The organism is Hymenobacter gummosus (genome assembly GCF_003970915.1).
Lineage (GTDB): Bacteria > Bacteroidota > Bacteroidia > Cytophagales > Hymenobacteraceae > Solirubrum > Solirubrum gummosum.
This window is the reverse complement of sequence record NZ_RXOF01000009.1, coordinates 80,670-98,703: the sequence shown is the minus strand read 5'-3', so window position 1 is coordinate 98,703 and position 18,034 is coordinate 80,670. Positions and strand designations below refer to the sequence as shown.

The 18,034-nt window shown below is 64.9% G+C and carries 17 protein-coding genes; 7 read left to right on the top strand and 10 right to left on the bottom strand.

Annotated elements, in window-relative coordinates; all coding sequences use genetic code 11:
• A complete protein-coding gene (locus EJV47_RS15980; RefSeq protein WP_126694175.1) occupies positions 1-1,233 on the bottom strand; it encodes a hypothetical protein in 1,233 nt (410 codons plus the stop codon).
• Between the two features lie 88 nt (positions 1,234-1,321).
• Between EJV47_RS15980 and EJV47_RS15975 the strand changes: the two genes are divergently transcribed.
• Positions 1,322-1,768, top strand: coding sequence for a hypothetical protein (locus tag EJV47_RS15975; protein ID WP_126694174.1), 447 nt, complete (start codon positions 1,322-1,324; stop codon positions 1,766-1,768).
• 139 nt (positions 1,769-1,907) lie between these two features.
• Positions 1,908-2,243: a hypothetical protein gene (locus EJV47_RS15970; RefSeq protein ID WP_126694173.1), complete on the top strand. Its 336-nt coding sequence runs from the start codon at positions 1,908-1,910 to the stop codon at positions 2,241-2,243.
• Between the two features lie 62 nt (positions 2,244-2,305).
• On the opposite strand, the gene EJV47_RS15965 is transcribed toward EJV47_RS15970, so the two are convergent.
• Positions 2,306-3,502: a class I SAM-dependent rRNA methyltransferase gene (locus EJV47_RS15965; RefSeq protein ID WP_126694172.1), complete on the bottom strand. Its 1,197-nt coding sequence runs from the start codon at positions 3,500-3,502 to the stop codon at positions 2,306-2,308.
• Positions 3,503-3,691: 189 nt separating this feature from the next.
• Between EJV47_RS15965 and EJV47_RS15960 the strand changes: the two genes are divergently transcribed.
• Together EJV47_RS15960 and EJV47_RS15955 are read left to right on the top strand one after the other, a co-directional pair.
• On the top strand, positions 3,692-4,021 hold the full coding sequence (locus EJV47_RS15960; RefSeq protein WP_126694171.1) for a winged helix-turn-helix transcriptional regulator: 330 nt from the start codon (positions 3,692-3,694) through the stop codon (positions 4,019-4,021).
• 125 nt (positions 4,022-4,146) lie between these two features.
• Positions 4,147-4,620, top strand: a complete 474-nt coding sequence (locus EJV47_RS15955) for a GNAT family N-acetyltransferase (RefSeq protein ID WP_126694170.1) — start codon at positions 4,147-4,149, stop codon at positions 4,618-4,620.
• A gap of 91 nt (positions 4,621-4,711) precedes the next feature.
• Here the strand turns inward: EJV47_RS15955 and EJV47_RS15950 are convergent, their stop codons facing one another.
• Complete coding sequence (locus EJV47_RS15950; protein ID WP_126694169.1) at positions 4,712-5,161, bottom strand: SRPBCC family protein; 450 nt, start codon at positions 5,159-5,161, stop codon at positions 4,712-4,714.
• Positions 5,162-5,252: 91 nt separating this feature from the next.
• On the opposite strand from EJV47_RS15950, the gene EJV47_RS15945 reads away from it, so the two are divergent.
• Both EJV47_RS15945 and EJV47_RS15940 read left to right on the top strand, forming a co-directional pair.
• Positions 5,253-6,326 carry an aminotransferase class I/II-fold pyridoxal phosphate-dependent enzyme gene (locus EJV47_RS15945; RefSeq protein WP_126694168.1) on the top strand — a complete coding sequence of 358 codons (1,074 nt, stop codon included), beginning with the start codon at positions 5,253-5,255 and terminating at the stop codon, positions 6,324-6,326.
• Between the two features lie 60 nt (positions 6,327-6,386).
• Entirely contained in the window at positions 6,387-7,271 is an 885-nt protein-coding gene (locus tag EJV47_RS15940; protein ID WP_126694167.1) for a hypothetical protein, read from the top strand.
• Positions 7,272-7,315: 44 nt separating this feature from the next.
• Here EJV47_RS15940 and EJV47_RS15935 read toward each other — a convergent pair whose 3' ends face one another.
• The 7 genes from EJV47_RS15935 to EJV47_RS15905 form a co-directional block, all read right to left on the bottom strand.
• Positions 7,316-8,215, bottom strand: coding sequence for an alpha/beta fold hydrolase (locus EJV47_RS15935; RefSeq protein ID WP_126694166.1), 900 nt, complete (start codon positions 8,213-8,215; stop codon positions 7,316-7,318).
• Between the two features lie 82 nt (positions 8,216-8,297).
• On the bottom strand, positions 8,298-8,867 hold the full coding sequence (locus tag EJV47_RS15930) for a Crp/Fnr family transcriptional regulator (protein ID WP_126694165.1): 570 nt from the start codon (positions 8,865-8,867) through the stop codon (positions 8,298-8,300).
• 167 nt (positions 8,868-9,034) lie between these two features.
• Positions 9,035-13,009, bottom strand: coding sequence for an SNF2-related protein (locus EJV47_RS15925; RefSeq protein WP_126694164.1), 3,975 nt, complete (start codon positions 13,007-13,009; stop codon positions 9,035-9,037).
• 211 nt (positions 13,010-13,220) lie between these two features.
• A complete protein-coding gene (locus EJV47_RS15920; RefSeq protein ID WP_126694163.1) occupies positions 13,221-14,453 on the bottom strand; it encodes an ABC transporter permease in 1,233 nt (410 codons plus the stop codon).
• A gap of 59 nt (positions 14,454-14,512) precedes the next feature.
• Complete coding sequence (locus EJV47_RS15915) at positions 14,513-14,980, bottom strand: hypothetical protein (RefSeq protein ID WP_126694162.1); 468 nt, start codon at positions 14,978-14,980, stop codon at positions 14,513-14,515.
• 50 nt (positions 14,981-15,030) lie between these two features.
• Entirely contained in the window at positions 15,031-15,840 is an 810-nt protein-coding gene (locus tag EJV47_RS15910; protein WP_126694161.1) for a class I SAM-dependent methyltransferase, read from the bottom strand.
• A gap of 97 nt (positions 15,841-15,937) precedes the next feature.
• A complete protein-coding gene (locus EJV47_RS15905) occupies positions 15,938-16,351 on the bottom strand; it encodes a ribosome-binding factor A (RefSeq protein WP_126694160.1) in 414 nt (137 codons plus the stop codon).
• Positions 16,352-16,605: 254 nt separating this feature from the next.
• On the opposite strand from EJV47_RS15905, the gene EJV47_RS15900 reads away from it, so the two are divergent.
• Entirely contained in the window at positions 16,606-18,015 is a 1,410-nt protein-coding gene (locus tag EJV47_RS15900) for a hypothetical protein (RefSeq protein WP_126694159.1), read from the top strand.
• Positions 18,016-18,034: the final 19 nt, after the last annotated feature.

Here is an 18,034-nt window from a genome sequence, read left to right as displayed (position 1 = left end):
CTAGTCGATACGCTGATAGCGCAACCGGGTTGGCTGGGCCGGGTCGACGTAGAAGGCGAAAGAGCCGGCGGTGGTCGAAGCCAGCTCGAAGCGCAGCTCGGCCGGCCGGCGCGGCGCCCGAAACGCCTGCAGTTGACGGCGGCGCACGCGCACAGCGTCGCGCGGATTCTGCTTGTTGAGCACCAGCACGCTGCCGTCGTCGTCGAGCAGGTAGTAGCGTTGCGCCTGCCACACGTAGGCCCGCGGCACGTAGTATCCGATGGCTTCGTCGTAGCCGCGGAAGAATAGCGGCAGGCGCACCCGGCCGCGGGTGTTGATGATGAAGGCATTGGGTGAGCGGCGCATCTGCGGATCGGGCACCCATTCCGGGTTGTGGAAACCGGCGCTGACCTCCGTCGGGGGCAGGCCGCTGGCTTCGTCGGGCCGCTCCCGGTACTCGCCGTAGCGGTACATGGTAAACAGCGTCGAATCGGTCAGCGGGAAGGCGGCAATCAGTTCGGCTTTGACTTTGCCCAGGTGAGCCAGTCCGCCGGGCCAGATGAGACCCTCGCAGGTAAGCAAAGTGCCATCGGGCAGCAGGCGGGGCGAGCAGTCGGCCGCGCTCCAGTTGGATTGGTAGCTGGGGAGCAGACGCCGCACCCGGCCGTCGAAGCCCAGCACGATGATGCACTGCTGGCCTACGTCGCTGCCCGGAATGCCTATGCCCAGCACAAAGGCCAGCGTCTGGCTGGGCGCGTGGTAGCCGAGGAAGCGCGGCCGCGCCGGGTTGCTCACCGTCACGATGTCGGGGCTGGCCACGCCGAAAAAGTCCTGCTTGCGCAGTCGGCGCCGAAACAACTGCCGGCCGGTGGGGTCGAGTAGGCTGATGGTGTGGCCGCCTTCGTAGCCGCGCACCCGCCCGCTCTGGGCGAAACTGCTGGTATCGTCGGCAAACGCACCGCCGACAATTCCTTCGGTGGTGGCCAGCAGGGGTTTGGTAGAGTCGGTATCGGCGCGCAGCAGCAGCCTGTAGTTCTGTCCGCCGACGCGAAAACTGGTGTCGCGGCCTTCCTCGTAGCCGTGAAGGGTCTGACTAAGGTCGGTAGTATCGACGGGAAGTGCCAGAGCAGCCGGTGTGGCCACGGAGTCCTGGGCAGCGGGGCGGGTAGCCGCTGGCGGCTCGGCCGGGCGCCGCGACTCGCAGGCGGCCAGCAGGCCCAGAGCGGCCAGGGCGCAGGACAAACGAATAAGCATAGCGCAAAGTAGGCAGGGCGCGGCGCTCGTGCCGGATGGCCCGGAGTTCGGGCCCCAATGCGTAGCTTCGGCCAGACTTCCTCGTGTTATGATTCGTTACCTGCTGCTGGCCACCGGCCTGCTCCTGATGCTCCCCGCCGCGGCCCAGTCGCCGGCCAAACCGGCCGCCAAGCCCGGTCCCGTCCCGGCCGCCGCGCCCCGTGCCCTGCTGCGCGGTACCTGGCAGGCCACCGACGACAAAAACGCGCTGCTCACCATCACCGACCAGCAGTACATCGAGCGGTACGCCGGCCAGCCCGACGAAGCGCGCAGCCTCCAGGTGCTGAACCGCCCCTGCGACGCCCCGCCCGCGGCCAAGCCCGGCAACGAGCTGTACCTGCAAACCCGCGGCAGCGCGGCCGACGACGTGATGTGCTACTACGTGGTCAGCGTCACGGCCACGCGCTTGCAACTGAGCCCGGTAGGTGGCCGCGGCAACACGCTCACCTACAAGCGCGTGACTCAGTCGCCGGGCAAGAAGCAGGGCATGCCGTAGCGGCGGGTTGCACGGCTTAGCCGGTGGACGGCCCCAACGGCCATCCGAAGCGGGACGGGAGTGGGAATGGTTCGGGGCCAACTCGGTGCGCCCGGCGGCCGTAGCTTGGCCGCAGCCTCCTCCCTGCGCCTCTTCTGCTATGATCTTCTTCGGCACCAAAGCCAGCCTGGCCGGCACCCGGCCCATGCCCGGCGTGACTTGCGCTAACTGCGGCCACGACGCGCTGACCGCCGCCGTGTACTCGCAGTATTTTCACATTTACTGGATACCGACGTTTCCTTTCAAGCGCCGAGGCATGTCCGTCTGCTCGTTTTGCAAACAGGCGCTGGAACCCGCGGAAATGCCGGCCCAGTACCGGGCGCCGTTCGAGGCGGCCCAGGCCAGCGTGGGCCGGCCGCTCAAGCACTTCACCGGCCTCTTCATCATCGGCGCGCTGGTGCTGATTCTGATGCTCAGCGCGCTGTTCAGGTCCTGATACGAGCAGGCTGCGCCAGTGCCCACCGCTCTACGACCGGGCCTTCAGCGCCTGAACTGCTATTAGTCCACGGCCAGCACCAGCCCTTTCAGGTACTCGCCCTCGGGGTGGAACAGGCTCACGGGGTGGTCGGCGGGCTGGGTGAGGCGGTGCAGGATGCGGGCGGGGCGGCCGGCTTCGATGGCGGCGGCCATGATGGCGCCCTCGAACAGTTCCATGCTCACCACCTGCGAGCAGCTGAAGGTGAACAGCAGGCCACCGGGCGCAATCTGCTTGATACCGGCCACGTTCAGGCGCTTGTAGCCCATCAGGGCGTTGTGGCGGGCCGAGAGGTGCTTGGCAAAGGCCGGCGGGTCGAGCACGATGAGGTCGTACTGGTTGTGGCGGTCCTTGAGGAAGGCAAACACGTCCTGGGCGTAGGCTTCGTGCCGGTCGGCCAGCCCGCTCAGCTCGGCGTTGCGGTTGGTCAGCTCGATGGCCCTTTTGCTCGCGTCGACGGAGTGCACCAGCTCGGCGCCGGCCTGCAGGGCGTACACCGAGAAGCCGCCGGTGTAGCAGAACGTGTTCAGCACGCGGCGACCGGGGGCGTAGCGGGCCAGCAGGGCGCGGTTGTCGCGCTGGTCGATGAAGAAGCCGGTTTTCTGGCCCGTCTCCCAGTCCACGGCGAACTGGTGCCCGTTTTCCTGCACCACGTGCTCCTGGCCGCTGCTCTGGCCGAAGAGGTAGTCGTTCTGGGCGCCGGGCGCGGCCTTCTGGGGCACGGTTTCGCTGCTCTTGTCGTAGATGGCCTTCAGGCCGGGCACGGCCTGGCGCAGGGCGGCGGCAATGTGCGGACGGGCCAGGTACATGCCCGCGCTGTGGGCCTGCACCACGGCCACGTCGCCGTACACGTCGATGATGAGGCCGGGCACCCCGTCGCCCTCGGCGTGCACGAGGCGGTACACGTTGGTGCTGCCCTGGCCGGTCAGGCCCAGGCTGTGGCGCAGCTGGTAGGCATTGCGCAGCTTTTCTACCCAGAAGTCGGCGTCGATGAGGGCCGCTTCGGGGCCGAAGGAGAGCATGCGCACGGCAATGGAGCCGGGGGCGTAGTGGCCGTGGCCCAGCAGCTCGCCGTTGTGGGCGTGCACCGCCACCACCTGGCCTTCCACCACCTCGCCCTGCATGCGGCCGATGGCGCCCGAAAACACCCAGGGGTGCAAACGACGCAGGGATTGATCTTTACCGGGCTTGAGGGTTACGGAGGCGACGGATTGAGGCATAGACGAGGCAAACGCGAACGAAGGGCCGCAAAGTTCGCCAACATTAAGCAGTTTAAGCGGGTAGGAGGGTGTGAGTTTAAGAGGGTCAGAGGATGTGAGGGCAGGAGGGTAAGCGTTATTGTGCGGATAACCTATACCTCCAATCCCTAAACTCCCACCCTCGCCCCCCTTACCCGCATACCCTCTCCCATGGACAACCCCATCGACGCCCTGGTGCAGCTCATCAAGGGCAAGCACAAAGCCGACATCCTCATCTTTCTGAACCCGCAGCCCCGCCGCTTCAGCGAGGTGCGCCGCCACCTGGGCGAAGCAGTCAGTGAGCGGATTCTGGCCAAGCAGCTGCGCGAGCTGGAAGCCGCCGGCCTGGTTTTGCGCCGCGTGTACCCGGAGGTGCCGCCGCGGGTGGAGTATAGCCTGACGGCCCACGGCTACACCCTGTGCCCGGTGCTCAAGCAGATGTGGTACTGGGGCCGCGGCCACCTGCGCCAGCAACTTTCGGGCGGCGTCAGCCCCAACTAAAACGCGGCTGCTGGCCCCGTACGGCCATAACTTCGCCTGGTGTAAGTAACCCGGCGCGGCTGTACGCTCTTGCCCGGTGACGCCGGAGGGGCGTTTTTCGCGGCTTCAAACCCGACTTTTGCCCCATGACCCAGCAACTAGCCCCCGTCGATATCCTGCCCTACCAGCCCGAGCACCAGGCCGCCTTCCGCGACCTGAACGTGGAGTGGATCAGCCGCTACTTCGTGGTGGAAGAGCTGGACCGCCGCATGCTCGACGACCCCGAGGGCTACATTCTGGCGCTTGGCGGCTACATTTTCATGGCCCGGCACCAGGGCCGCATCGTGGGCACCTGCGCCCTCATCAAGGAGCCCGGCGGGGTGTACGAGCTGGCCAAGATGGCCGTGACGCCCAGCGCGCAGGGCCTGGGCATCGGCTGGCGGCTGGGCGAGGCCGCCATTGCCAAAGCCCGCGAAATTGGTGCCCACGAACTGGAGCTGCTTTCCAACCGCCGGCTGGCCCCGGCCCTGAGCCTGTACCGCAAGCTGGGCTTCGTGGAGGCGCCGCTGCCCGCCTCCGAGTACCAGCGCGCCGACATCCGCATGGTGCTGCCGCTGTAGCGCGGGCTTTAGCCCGCGTCCGTCCGGTAGTGACTCCTTCGTTGACCAATCAGTACCCGGTGTAAACAACGGACGCGGGCTAAAGCCCGCGCTACGGCCGGCCGAAATACCGCCGGTAAATGGGGCGCCGCCAGGCAAACTGGGCCCACATGAAGGGGTAGGCCAGCCAGTCGAGCAGCCGCAGGGGCGTGCGGTACTCGATGTCTTCTACGATGACGCAACCGCCGCTTGGGCTGGCTTCCAGCAGGTGCCGGTGCCGCCAGAAGCGCAGAAAAGCCGGCAGCTGCTGGCCCTCATCCACGAAGTAGCGCCCCCCACCCGGCAGCTCGCCGTGCTCGGTGATGAGCGAGGTCCAGCGCCCCAGGCCCACGGGGCCCAGGTGCAGCTCGATGTGCACCTGGTCGCCGCGGTGGCAGCCGTCGAAGCGCAGCAGGCGCATCTGGGGCAGGGGCGGGGCCAGGTCGAGGAACAGCTGGCGGGTGAAGCCGGCCCAGACTTCGGCGGGCGGCCGGGCCACGGCGGTACGGAGCAGCAGGTGCATGGCGCAAGCTACGCAGCAGCAGCGGGAAGCGCCGAGCCGCGCAAACGCGTAAGTTGCTGGCCCCAACAGCCCAGCTTTCCTTACCCCGCCCATGCTCTACGCCGACCACCTGCCCGGCCGCACCCTGCTCGCCGACGACGGCCGCGAGTACCTGTACTGCAGCGGCACTGGCTACCTAGGCATGGCCCGCAACGCCGATTTTGCCGCCCTGCTGGCCCAAGGGCTGGCGCGCTACGGCTCGAACTACGGCTCCTCGCGCAACAGCTCCCTGCGCCTGCGCATCTACGACGAAGCCGAGCAGCTGCTGGCCCACCTCACGCACATGCCCGCGGCCCTCACGGTGTCGTCGGGCTACCTGGCCGGGCAGATGGCGGTGAAGGCCCTGGCCCGCGCCGGCCGTTTCGAGTACGCCCCCGGCACCCACCCGGCGGCCTGGCTGACCGAGCACCCCGCACCCACCAGCACCCCGCGCAGCTTCCCCGACTGGGCCCGGCACCTGCTGCGCCGCCTGCACCACGAAACGCCCGCGCCGGTGGTCATCGTGGCCAACTCGCTGGACCCGCTGCGCGCCGAGCCCTACGACTTTGGCTGGACCCGGGAGCTGCCCACCGACCGCCCCGCCACCCTGCTCATCGACGACTCGCACGGCTTCGGCGTCATTGGGCCCGGGGGCGCGGGCATTGCGCCCGGCATTGAGGTGCCGGCCAGCGTGCAGCTCGTCATCGTCAGCTCCCTGGGCAAGGCCGGCGGCCTGCCGGGCGGGGTGGTGCTGGGTGCCCGGCCCTTCGTGGAAGAGCTGAAGCGCAGCGCCTTTTTCGCAGCCTCCTCGCCGGTGGTGCCGGCCTACCTGCACGCTTTTGTGCACGCCCAGGCGCTGTACGAGCAGGCGCGGGCGCAGCTGAGCCGTAACGTGGCGCAGTTCGCGGCGGCTACGGCCGGGCTGGACTTGTTCCGCCACCTGCCCGACTACCCGGTGTTCTATACGCCCGCCAACGAGCTGGCCGACTTCCTGCAGCCGCGCGGCGTGCTCATTTCCAGCTTTCCTTACCCCGCCCCCACCGACCCCTGCATTACGCGGGTAGTGCTGTCGGCCCTGCACACGGCCGAGGACGTGGCCCGGGTGGCAGCGCTGAGTGTGGAATTTGCCGGGCAGCAGCATCCTTAGCCAGAGCGGCCGCCCGGCAATGGTGCGGCCGCGTTTCAGCCGCCGCGTTACTCCTTCGCCATGCTTTCCAGTCTTTTCGCCCCGCTCCTGCTGTTTTTCCTGCCCGACGCGCCCGCCACTACCGCGCGGCCGCACGCAGCCGAAGCGGCGGCCCCGGCTCAGCCCGCTGCCGCGCTACCCGATTACGCCCAGGTCACGGATGATCTGTTTATCGGCAACCGCCTGATTCAGGGAACAATGAGTATGGCGGAAATCAAGCAGAAGCGCATCAGGACCATCCGCCAGAAAACGACGGACGCCGGCTACGTTTGCTGGAATACGGAGCAGTTTGACGAACGAGGGCATACCGTTTACCGGCGCCTGTGGAATCAGTGGCCCGACCGGCCGAGCAGCGGCTACAGTCATTTTTTTGCCTGTGACTACGCTCCCGATGGCAAGCTCATAGCAGTTGCCGTCTGCGCCGATAGCCTGCGGAACGAGGTAACCAGGCGCCTTGCCTACCGCTACACGAAGCGGGGGCAGCTGAAAAGCGCGGGTAATTACCGGCTGGCTTACTACCCCGACGGCCGGCTGCAATCGGTGACGGGCGGCAGCACGGAGCAGTATCACTACAACGCGCAGGGGCAGCTCACCCGCATTGTGTTCGGGATGGAGCCGGGCCTGATGACCTGCAGCAACCGCACCGAGGAATGGCAGGGCGAGTACGATGCCGCCCACCGGCTCAGCCGGGAAGTACACGTTGGCCTGCACGGTCACTCGTACGAGCTAAGCTACAATGCCGCAGGCCAGCTCATCCGCCGCACGTCCACCGACGGGGGCTGGAACTACGAATGCCTGTATACTTACCAAAATGGCCTGCTCGCCCAGGCGGTGGAGAAATTCAGCGGGCGGGAGTTTGACGGCCCGCAGGCGCGGACGACCACCTACACGTACGAGCTGTATTAACCCGGGCCGCAGCCGTTAGCGGCAATCAGCTGGCTCCGGCCAGCTTAGCCGGCGCCCAGAAAATCCCGCAGCGCCTGCGTCAGCTCCTGCGGCTTTTCCTCGGGCACGAAGTGGCCGCAATCGAGCAGCTGGGTGCGGACCTGGGGTAGCAGCTGCTGCCAGCGGGCCAGGTCGGCTTCGGTCAGAAACGGGTCGTGCCGGCCCCAGACGAGCAGGACGGGCTTGCCGTGCAGGCGCGGCAGCTCCTGCCGGCGGGCTTCGTACCAGTCGGCGGCGCGCAGCAGCCACTGGCCCAGGCGCAACGGCCCGGTGCGGTCGGCGCGGCGGGCAAAGGGCTGCCGGTAGTGGCGGCGCAGCTCGGGTGTGAGCAGGGCCTTGTCGGCGAAGCCCCGGGGCAGCAGCACCCGCGCCGAGAAGTTCAGGCCCAGGTACAGCCAGCGGCCCAGCCAGCTGTGCAGCAGCCGGTCGGCCTGCCGGGCCTGCGGGTGCGCTGAGGCGTCCCAGAGCCAGGTATTGAGCACCACCAGCCGCTTTACCCGCTCGGGGTACTGGGTGGCCAGGCCCAGGCCGATGGGCCCGCCGAAGTCGTGCACCACCAGCGTTACTTCGTCCAAGCCGAGGTGGTCGAGCAGGCGCAGCAGGTGGTCGGCGTGGCGGCTCGGGTGGTAGTCCCAGTCGGCGGGCTTGTCCGACAAGCCAAAGCCCAGGTTGTCGGCGGCCAGGCAGCGGTACTGCCCCCTCAGCGCCTGGATTTGCCGGCGGTACAGCCACGACCACGTCGGGGTGCCGTGCACAAACAGCAGGGCTTCGCCCTGGCCCTCGTCCACGTAGTGCAGCCGGCCGGCGGGCGTATCCAGGTAATGACTGACGAAGGGGTAAGCCTGCGCATCGAGCCAGGCGGGCGGCGCGGCAACGGGGGCGGTAGCGGAAACGGCAGTAAGCATAGCAGCGGGCGGTTTGGGTTGACGCTCCAAAGCTGCCGCGCCGTCGGCCCGCAACTCTTGGTCTGCACCAAGATTTGCCGCCTCACACCACCAGTTGGTTCAGCAGCTTGCTGAAGTTGGTGGCGTCCATGCCCAGGTAAGAGGCCAGGTGCTTGTGCGGCACCGCGTTGAGCAGGTGCGGACCGCGCTGCAGGAACAGCCGGAACCGCTCCGTCATCGAATAGGCCAGCAGCTCGGTGTGCCGCTGCAGCACGCCCACCAGCACCTGCTCCGTGAGCTTGCGCTGCAGCCGCTCCAGGGCGGGCGAAGTCAGCAGCAGCTCGTCGAACTGCGCGTAGGGCAGGCGCAGCAGCCGGCTCGGCGTGATGCACTCCAGAAAGTGCGGGGACGGCCGGCGCAGCAGCACCGACTCGGGAATGCCCGTGAGCGAGGGCGGGTAGGTGAAGGCCAGGGTGTGCTCCTTCCCGTCGCGCAGGTGGTAGCTGCGCTGAATGCCCTCCAGCACGAAATACAGGTAGCGCCCCACCTCCCCGGCCCGGGTGATAAACTCGCGCCGCCCGAACTCCACTTCCTGGCACAGCGGCAGCAGCCGGGCCAGCTCGTCGTCGGGCACGGGGTGAATCTGGCGCAGGAAGTCGAGTAAAGACTGCATAGGGCAAAGTACGCAGAACGCCCGCCCAAGCGAGGCTAGCCGTCCGACCGGGCGCCCCAAGAACGATAAACGCCAGAAGCTTCACAACTTCTGGCGTTCAAACCGTTACGCACGCAGCCGGCGCAGTTTTACAGCCGTTCGAACGGCGGCCTTTGTCAGATTGGGCCTTAGCCCAGCAGCTCCTCGATATCCTCTTTGGTCAGCGTCTTGATGATGGCCTCGTCGGTGGTTATCAAATCCGACACGAGCTGAATCTTGCGGTTCTGCAGGGCCAGAATTTTCTCCTCCACCGTGCCCTTGGTGATGAACTTGTAGGTAAACACCGTGCGCTGCTGCCCGATGCGGTGGGCGCGGTCCACGGCCTGGGCTTCCACCGCGGGGTTCCACCAGGGGTCGAGGATGAACACGTAGTCGGCCGCCGTGAGGTTCAGGCCCACGCCGCCGGCTTTCAGGCTGATGAGGAACACGCGCAAATCCTCCGTTTCCTGGAAGCGCGCCACTTCCTTCTGCCGGTCGCGGGTGTTGCCGTCGAGGTAGGCGTACTCGATCTGCTTGTCGTCCAGGGCCTCGCGCACGATTTCCAGGTGCTTCACGAACTGGCTAAACACCAGCACCTTGTGCCCCTCCGATACCACGTTGCGAATCATGCGCACCACCTCGCGCAGCTTGCCCGACTCGGCCTCGTAGCACTCGTCGGCCATGCGGGGGTGGTTGGCAATCTGGCGCAGCTTGGTAAGGCCCTGCAGCAGCATAAACTGGGTGCTGGCCGTGCCGTGCTCCTCGATGCTCTGCAGAATCTTGTTGCGGTAGTAGCTCTTGGTTTCCTCGTAGCAGCTCTGCTGCTCCTCGGTCATGCGGCAGTAGCTCAGATTCTCAATCTTCTCGGGCAGCTCGGTAGCCACCTGGGCCTTGTGGCGGCGCAGGATAAAGGGCTTGATGAGCGCGTGCAGGCGGCGCGTCTTCACCTCGTCCTTCTCCTTCTCGATGGGCTTGAGAAACTCCTTACGGAAGAACGTCTGCGAGCCGAGCAGCCCGGGATTGATAAACGACATCTGCGACCAAAGGTCCATCGTGCTGTTTTCCACCGGGGTACCGGTCAGAATCAGCCGGTGCCGGCTGTGCAGGTGCCGCACCGCCTGCGACGTGGTCGACGAGGGGTTCTTGATGGCCTGCGACTCGTCGAGGATGACGTAGTCGAACTTATAGGTCTTGAGCAGCTCCGCGTCGAGGCGCACGATGCCGTACGAGGTCAGAATCAGGTCGTAGTCGGCAAACTGCTCCACGTTTTTGTCGCGGTAGGTGCCGGTGTACGTCAGCACCCGCAGGCTGGGCGTAAACTTGAGGGCCTCGTTCAGCCAGTTGTACACCAGCGAAGTGGGCATCACCAGCAGCGAAGCCGCCCCGGCCGCCGCGCCACTCTCCTTGCGCTGCATGAGCATGGCCAGCGTCTGAATGGTGTTGTGGGTCAGCACAAAGTTGTCGGTCACGTACAGCCGGTCAGGAGCGTCTACGCTGATGCACTGGGCAGGCATAGTGCCAAGGCTTTCCACGGCCCTGATGCCGCGGTAAGGCTGGTACTTGGTCTTGGGCCGGTACAGCGCCGCCTTGCGCCCAAGCCGGAACGGAGCCACCTGCGGCGGCAGACTGAGCGTCAGCGTGTAAGCCCGCTGCCCCAGGCGCTTTTCGCCCCGGTGCGTGTAGCTGGGCTCCTTGCTAGCCTGCCGTACCGTGCCGCCCAAGGACTGCACCAGAAACGTGACGCCCTCCGCCAAGGCCGGCGAAACGGTGGTGTACTGGCAAACCTCGCCCGTTTTCGAGACGTAACCGTCCGAATCCAGTAAACCCTGCAGCACCGCCAGACGTACCGTCGCATCATTGAAGAGGTAGGTATCGGGCACGAACTTGTCTTTCGACGTTGTTGCCTTTAGCCCTAGCGCCTTGATGTGCTGCATCAGGGCGTTGGTCCAGCCGCTGGCCTTCACCAAGTTGTAGTCGTACGACTCAGGCGTTACGGCTTGCAGGCGCAGGCCCGCCGGCAGCGCGTCGGCGGCGTAGGCTACGATTTCCGCGTCGGCTGTAGTCAGCCCAATGCTGTGGCGGCGGAAGCAGCCGTCACCCAGCAGCAGGCCCAGCAGGTACGGATCAATGGTTACTGGCTGGGGCGTGAAGGCGACGGGCTCGACCAGCGGCACAAACCACTTGGTGTTGCCGTGCTGGTCGTGCAAATCGTGTTGCAGCTGCTGCAACTCCTTCACTTGGTAATCCTGCCCGCGGTACTTCTGCACCGGGCTGCGCACGGCCCACAAGTGCTCAGCGCAGCATTCGGCCGTAGAACCGTCGGTAAACGTGACGCGGAAGATTTCCTTCGCGCCCTGCGGAAACACGCCCGTCACGCGGGAGCGGCCACCCCGGGAGTTGATGATTGCGTCGCCCACGCGCACCTGCCCCATGGTGGTCCAGCCCGTAGGCGTCAGGATGCGGGCGTGCAGGGGCTGGGCTTTGCCCAGGCCCATGTCGTCGGCCAGGCAGCCGCCGAAGTGGTAGTCCTGCACGAAGTGGAGCCAGTTGTAGCCGGCCTGCTGGTAGGGCCGCAGCGTGCCCTGGAAGCCCGCCGGCAGGGCCCGGTCTTCCACCACCTCGAAGCCGCGCAGCTTCTCCAGCTTCCTGGACATGGTCACCGTTGCCAGGTTGCCGTTTTCCAGGTCCGACACCAGGGCTACGTGGTGCTTTTTGAGCGTGAGCGTGTGGTGGTGCTCCTCCGAAAAGGCAAACAGCTCCAAATACTGCGTAAACCACTCCTCCGGAATGATGGCAATCTGCCCGTTCGGGAGCTTGAACTCGTGGCGCTTCTGCAGGATGTAGGGCCGCAGCTTCACGAAGGGTATTTCGAACTCGCCGAAGTGCACCGTGCCGTGAATGTCGAACCAATCGTTGTTTTCGGTGATGCCGACGTTGACGGTGACCGTGCCGATGAAGTAGTCCTTGCCCGAATTGGAGCCCTGCTGCACCGTAAAGCCCAGCCGGGCCAGCTCCTCGGCGTGCGAGTGCAGCCACTTGAAGGCGGTGGCTTTTTCGAGCACGGCGCGGCCGTTGCGCACTTCCAGCGCCCGGTCCTGCAGCTCCTGGATAAACACCTGCTCGTTTTCCAGGTCGCGGATGAGGCGGTGGAACACGTAGGAGTCGGAGGTCTTTTCCAGCTGCACGCTCACGCGCTTGTCGTGGTTGCGCACGATGTGGTTGCCGTACTGGAAAGCCACGTCGAAATGAATCTGCTCCCCGTTGTCGGCCAGGGCGGTGCGGCGGCCGGTGTCCTCCGTATCATAGCCGATGCCGCCGGCGGCGGGCACGTCGGAGAAGATGAGGTGGGGCTTGGCCTGGTAGCGCTCCGAGCGGATATCGAAGCCGCGGGCGTGCACGTCGAACGACTCCACCAGGGGCGCCACGAAGCGCTGGTAGTAGCTGTCCTCCACCTGCCGCGGAATGATGATGAACTTCTTCGACAGGAAGGGCTGCAGCTTTTTGCCGTCCACCTCGTTGCGGAAGTTGTGGAGCACGCCGTCGAGCAGCATCCAGGCGGGCTGGCAGCACACCATCACCGCGTCGCGCTGCTGGAAGTCCAGCTTCTGCCCGCGGTACTGTATGGTGGGGAAGTAGTGGGTATTCTCGGGGTTGCGGCGGAAGTGAAACAGCACCGAGGCCGGCTCGGGCGCCACGCTGATTTCTTTCCAGGTCGGCTCCCCGTCCTTGCCCATGATGAAGACCTGCTTGCCCTGCAGCCGCTGCAAAATCTGGCCCATGCGCTGCTGCACGTACTGGCTGATGCGCTCCTGCAGGGCTTTGTCGCCCTTGTCCTGGTCGTACTGCTTGAGGAAGAAATCGGCCGGGGTAATCTTCTTGGGCCAGAATTCCTTGATAACCGCGTCCTGCTGAATCTGGTCGGTGAGGGCAATCAGCTCGAAGTCCTTCTCGTCGAGGCCGTCGGCAAACTCGGCCGCGTTCATGGCCGACACGTTCTGGTGCTGCAGGGTCAGCTGGCCCTTGGGGCTCAGCTGTACGACATAAGACTCAAACAGATAGCCCAGATACTCGTGCGCAAGCAGCGAGTAGACGATTTGAAAGGGCTGTGCAGTAGAAACCTTCATGGCAGCAGCATCGAAAGCAACGTCGAATGTAGGAACAAATGCTAAAATCTAATCTTTTTCAGAAAAAGTAAAATAAATTCTCATAATAATTATATATAGTGCGTAACGCATTGGTTTACATGGGGTGAAGACCAGACAGGCTTCGCCCAATTACCAATAAGTACCCCCGAAGGTTGCGTTTTGCTGGGTCTAAAATCGGCCAGCTGAACAGTTAGAGATTCTCGCGCAGGTCGATTTGGGGCGCGTTCAGCGCCGGCCGGATGGACACGGCGATGGTAATGAGTACGATGGCCACGCCCACCCACAGCACATCAGAAGCCTGCATTTTCACCGGGTAGGAGTTGACCACGCTGGTGGCCATGCCCATCGACACGAGCCCGAAGCGCTGCTGCAGCCAGCAGATGCTGATACCCAGGGCCAGCCCCACCGCGGCGCCCACCTGGGCCACGATGGCGCCTTCCATCAGGAACACGCGTCGGATAATGTTGGGCGTGGCGCCCATGGCCATCAGAATGGCCACGTCCTTGCGCTTGTCGATGACCAGCATCGAGAGCGAGAAGAAGATGTTGAGCGAGGCAATGAGCAGGATGAAGGCGAAGGTGATGAACACAAACATCTTCTCCACCTTGATGGCCTTGAGCAGGGACACGTGCTGCTCGTCGGAGTCGAGCACGTTGAACTGCGGCCCGAGCACCTGCTTCAGCTCCGATTTGGTATCGTCGAGGGAGCGGCCTTCGCGCACTTTCACCTCCAGGGCGGTACGGCGGTTGTCGTAGCGTAGCAGGCGCTGGGCGAAATCCAGGGGAACGAAGATGTAGCTGTCGTCGACGTGCTGCTCGATGGAAAACACGCCGCCGGCCAGGATGGGCTCCTGGTTGAAGGCCGTTTCGGGGTTCATCGAGAGGGTTTTCTTGCCCGGCGTGTTGCGCGGGTACAGCAGCTGCAGCGGGGCAAAGCGGTTTTCGAGGGCAATGCTCAGCTCGTGCTGCACGCCGGCCCCGATGAGGGCAAAGTCCTCCCCGTTGCGGCGCAGCTCGTGCGAGCCGTCGACGATGGCCGAGTCGATTTCGCTCTGCTGGTAGTAGTTCTCCGACACGCCCTTGAGCTTGACCACCATCTGCCGCTCGTGGTAGCGCAGCAGGGCGTTGTCCTCAATGACCTCGGTGACGAGCTGCACGCCCGGCACCGCCTTCAGGCGGTTCACCAGGAAAGCGTCGACCGGGAAGGACTTGCCCTGCACGGCGGTAATTTTCAGGTCGGGGTCGGATTTTCCGTAGAGGGAGCGGACGAGGTCTTCGAGCCCGTTGAACACCGACAGCACGATAATCAGCGCCATCGTCCCCACGGCCACCCCGATCATGGAGATGTTGGAGATGATGCTGATGATGTTGCGCTTTTTCTTCGAGCGGAAGTAGCGCCAGGCTATCAGGAAGGGAACGTTCAAGGTGGGGTGCGGCTGAACCGGTAAAAGTCGGCTTGTGAACGGACAAGCGGCCCGTGGGGTTAGCTGGCGCGGCGCATAAAGTCTTCGAGGCGGCGCAGGCGCTCTTCGTGGTCGGCAAAGTGTTCGAGGGCTGCCGTGGTCCGACGCTGCTCTGTTTTCAGGTCACTGACTTCATCTTTGACCTGGCTCACCTCGTCTTTGACCTGACTGACTTCTAATTTGACTTGGCTCACCTCCACTTTGACTTGGCTGACTTCTTCCTTGACCTGGCTGACCTCCATTTTGACCTGGCTGACTTCTTCCTTGACCTGGCTGACCTCCGCTTTCACGTCGCGCAGTTCATCCTTGATACCTTGCAGGTGGTCAAGCACGGCAATAGCGAAGTTGTTGAAGCCGGCTTCGCTGCGGTCCATGCGTTCTTCGCTACGCTCCATTCGTTCCAACATGCGCGTCTGTACCTCTCGCTGGCGTTGCAGTTCGATGAGGATTTCAGCAATGATTTCGGAATAGTCGTGGCGGTCAGGCATAGCAACAAGGGGTACGCGGGTTCAGCTGGCCAAGATACGCGCCGGCCCGGCTATTTCCAGGCCTTCACAATCAGGCCGGTACCGGAGTCGTGGCGGGTAGTGCTGTCGAGCCAGTTCAGCACGAGGCAGAGCGGGAACACGACGAGGTAGTAGAAGGGCAGCAGGATGAAAAACGCCTTCGACACGCCCAGCATCAGGATGGGCCACTTCATCGAGAGGCGCCAGGAAATCTGCCCGGGCAGGCCGTAGGAGTACATGGCCTCGATGCGGTCGAAGCCGGCTTTGCGCAGCTTCTGCTGAATTTCGTCGATGTTGTAGCCGTCGCGCACGTGTTCCTCGATGAAGGAGGCGTCGTCGGCACCGTGTACGTCGGAACCGCCCTGGTCGGAAGGGGTACTGATGATGAGCATACCGCCGTCCTTGAGCGAGGCGTGCAGGTTGGTCATTACCTCCACGTCCTCCAGGATGTGCTCCATCACGTCGATGCTCAGGGCCAGATCGAAGGAGTTGGGCTGCTGGTAGAGCACCAAATCCTGCACCGCAAACTGCACGTTGCGCCGCCCGATCTGGCGAAAGAAGTTGTTCGAGTCGGCCACCTGCTCGTCCTTCACGTCGACGGCCAGGATCTGCCACTTCTCGCTCAGGCCCGACAGCCAGTAGGTGTACTGGCCGTAGCCGGCGCCGGCATCGAGGATGTTCTGGGGCTGGTCGCGCCGGCCCTGAGCCCACTGGCGCAGCTCCCGGTGCACGTGCCAGGTGCGCAGCAGCAGCAGGTCGAGCAGGTTATAAAACAGCCGGCGCAGCCAGGGCGTGCGGTTAAACACGTTGCCCAGGGAGCGTTTAATCGGGTCGTAGTGCAAGGAGGGTCTGGATGGTTAAATTGTTGAATGGTTAAATGGCTGGTCGTGCTGGCAGTACTGAACAATCAGCCATTTGACCATTTAGCCATAAAGCCATTTAGTCTTCGTCGGAAAACAGGCGCGGGCGCTGGGGCTTGTCGTCGTCCTCGGGCGGAGCGGGCGGGATGTTCAGGTCCGAAATGACCTTGTCCATGTGCGTGGCGTAGGCCGCGGAGTTGTCGAGGAAGAAGCGCAGGTCGGGCACTACGCGCATCTGGTTGCGCACGCGCTTGGCCAGGGCGAAGCGGATGTCCTTGGTGTGGTCCTGAATCAGCTGCACCTGCTCCTGCGGGTTCTGGGCCAGCAGCACGCTCAGGTACACGCTGGCCACCCCGAGGTCGGGGCTCACGCGCAGGGCGGTGATGCTGGGCGGCAGCGTGCCGGGAAACAGGTGCGGCACGTCGCGCCGGAACACCTCGGCCAGCTCTTTAGTGAGCAGGCTGGCGAATTTCTGCTGTCGTTTGCTATCCATAGAATGCGCAAAGGTAAGGGTTTGGGGTCTTGGGAGCTTAGGGTCTTGGGGACTTGGTTTGGCAGCTCGTTTTATCCGGGCCGCTCAGTCTATACGGCCTTTAGCAACGGCTAACGCGCTGACTATGGGCCCAGGCCCCGGCTGCTGGCTGGCAGCTGCATCAAACATTGCGGGGCAGCCCGCTACCTTTGAACGAGCGGGGCTGGTCGTCAACCCAAGCCCCCAAGACTCCAAGCTCCCAAGACCCTACCCGCTTGCTCGAATTTTTCCGAAGCGCGCTGCCCACTCGTTTGGTGCTGCTGATTCTGCTGGCCCTGGGGCTGCGCCTGCCGCTGATCTGGCTGGGCGAGGTGCCGCTGAGCTTGGCCGAGCTGCGCGGCTGGCTGGTGGGGGAGCGGCTGCACGCCGGGGCCCTGCTCTACCGCGAGGTGTACGACCACACCGCCCCGCTGGCCGCCGCCGTCTACGCCCTGCTCGACGTGGCGCTGCCGCGTTCCTGGTTTTTGTACCGCCTGCTGGCCCTGGCGCTGGTGCTGGTGCAGGCCGTGCGGCTGAATCAGGTGCTCAACCGCTACAACGTGCACCCTGAGCGGGGCTACCTGGCCGCGCTGACTTACGTGCTGCTGGCCAGCGCCTCGGCCGAGCTGGACACCCTCTCGCCGCTGCTGATTGGGCAGACGTTCGTGGTGTTTGCCCTGAGCTCCCTGCTACCCACCTCCCGGGAGGGCTACGACAGCAGCCGACTGTTCCGGGCGGGCTTTCTGCTGGGGTTGGCGGCGCTGTGCTTTCTGCCCCTGGCCTGGCTGCTGCTGCTGGGCTTGTTCGCCGTTATCAGCTTCGCGGCCAACACCTTCCGCAGCTTTCTGCTGCTGCTCTGCGGCTTCGCGTTTCCCTACGCCGTGGTGGCTACCTTCTTTCTCTACACCGACGCGCTGCCGCTGTTCCGGCAGCTGCACCTGGAGCCCATGCTGAACTGGGCCGCCGGCGCCGATGCCCTGCCCCGCACTCTGCAGCTGCAGCTGCTGATTCTGCCCGGCGTGGTGGTGCTGCTGGGGGTGCTGCGCATGTTCACCGCCTCGCTGGGGCTGGTGTTTCAGGTGAAGTTTCAGCAGCTGATGCTGGTGTGGCTGGCCGTGGCATTGGTTATGGGGGCGGCGCTGCGGGGGGCGGCGCCGGGGCTGCTGGCGGTGCTGCTGGCGCCGGCCGCTTACTTCGGCTTGTACCTGTGGCAGCGCACGCGCCGGGTCTGGATAGCCGAGGTGCTGCTGCTGCTGGTGGTGGGGGCGGTAGTCACGGTGCGCTACCGCACGGTGCTGGGCCTCGACGAGCTGCTGCACCTGCCCGCCGAAGCCCGGTACGCCGCCCGGCCCGAGCCGCGCTACGCCGCCCTGCAGGGTCAGCCGGTGCTGGTGCTGGGCCGCGGCCGCGGGGCCTACGTCCAGAACTACGCCGCCACGCCCTACCTCGACTGGACCTTGGCCCAGCGCGACTTCGGCCGCCTCAACGAGTACGCCGCCGTTTTCCGCCTGGCCCAAAACCTGCCCCAGCCCCCGCCTTACCTCATCGACGAGGCCGGCCTGCTGCCCGAGCTGCGCTACAAGCTGCCCACCATCTTCGGCCGCTACGAGCGCACCAGCACGCCGCGGGTGTATAGGCTGAAATGATGGTCAAATGGCTGGATGG

Excerpts from the sequence above, each read along its gene's own strand:
- EJV47_RS15980 (WP_126694175.1), bottom strand. The coding sequence starts at position 1,233 with ATGCTTATTCGTTTGTCCTGCGCCCTGGCCGCTCTGGGCCTGCTGGCC.
- EJV47_RS15975 (WP_126694174.1), top strand. The coding sequence starts at position 1,322 with ATGATTCGTTACCTGCTGCTGGCCACCGGCCTGCTCCTGATGCTCCCC.
- EJV47_RS15970 (WP_126694173.1), top strand. The coding sequence starts at position 1,908 with ATGATCTTCTTCGGCACCAAAGCCAGCCTGGCCGGCACCCGGCCCATG.
- EJV47_RS15965 (WP_126694172.1), bottom strand. The coding sequence starts at position 3,502 with ATGCCTCAATCCGTCGCCTCCGTAACCCTCAAGCCCGGTAAAGATCAA.
- EJV47_RS15960 (WP_126694171.1), top strand. The coding sequence starts at position 3,692 with ATGGACAACCCCATCGACGCCCTGGTGCAGCTCATCAAGGGCAAGCAC.
- EJV47_RS15955 (WP_126694170.1), top strand. The coding sequence starts at position 4,147 with ATGACCCAGCAACTAGCCCCCGTCGATATCCTGCCCTACCAGCCCGAG.
- EJV47_RS15950 (WP_126694169.1), bottom strand. The coding sequence starts at position 5,161 with ATGCACCTGCTGCTCCGTACCGCCGTGGCCCGGCCGCCCGCCGAAGTC.
- EJV47_RS15945 (WP_126694168.1), top strand. The coding sequence starts at position 5,253 with ATGCTCTACGCCGACCACCTGCCCGGCCGCACCCTGCTCGCCGACGAC.
- EJV47_RS15940 (WP_126694167.1), top strand. The coding sequence starts at position 6,387 with ATGCTTTCCAGTCTTTTCGCCCCGCTCCTGCTGTTTTTCCTGCCCGAC.
- EJV47_RS15935 (WP_126694166.1), bottom strand. The coding sequence starts at position 8,215 with ATGCTTACTGCCGTTTCCGCTACCGCCCCCGTTGCCGCGCCGCCCGCC.
- EJV47_RS15930 (WP_126694165.1), bottom strand. The coding sequence starts at position 8,867 with ATGCAGTCTTTACTCGACTTCCTGCGCCAGATTCACCCCGTGCCCGAC.
- EJV47_RS15925 (WP_126694164.1), bottom strand. The coding sequence starts at position 13,009 with ATGAAGGTTTCTACTGCACAGCCCTTTCAAATCGTCTACTCGCTGCTT.
- EJV47_RS15915 (WP_126694162.1), bottom strand. The coding sequence starts at position 14,980 with ATGCCTGACCGCCACGACTATTCCGAAATCATTGCTGAAATCCTCATC.
- EJV47_RS15905 (WP_126694160.1), bottom strand. The coding sequence starts at position 16,351 with ATGGATAGCAAACGACAGCAGAAATTCGCCAGCCTGCTCACTAAAGAG.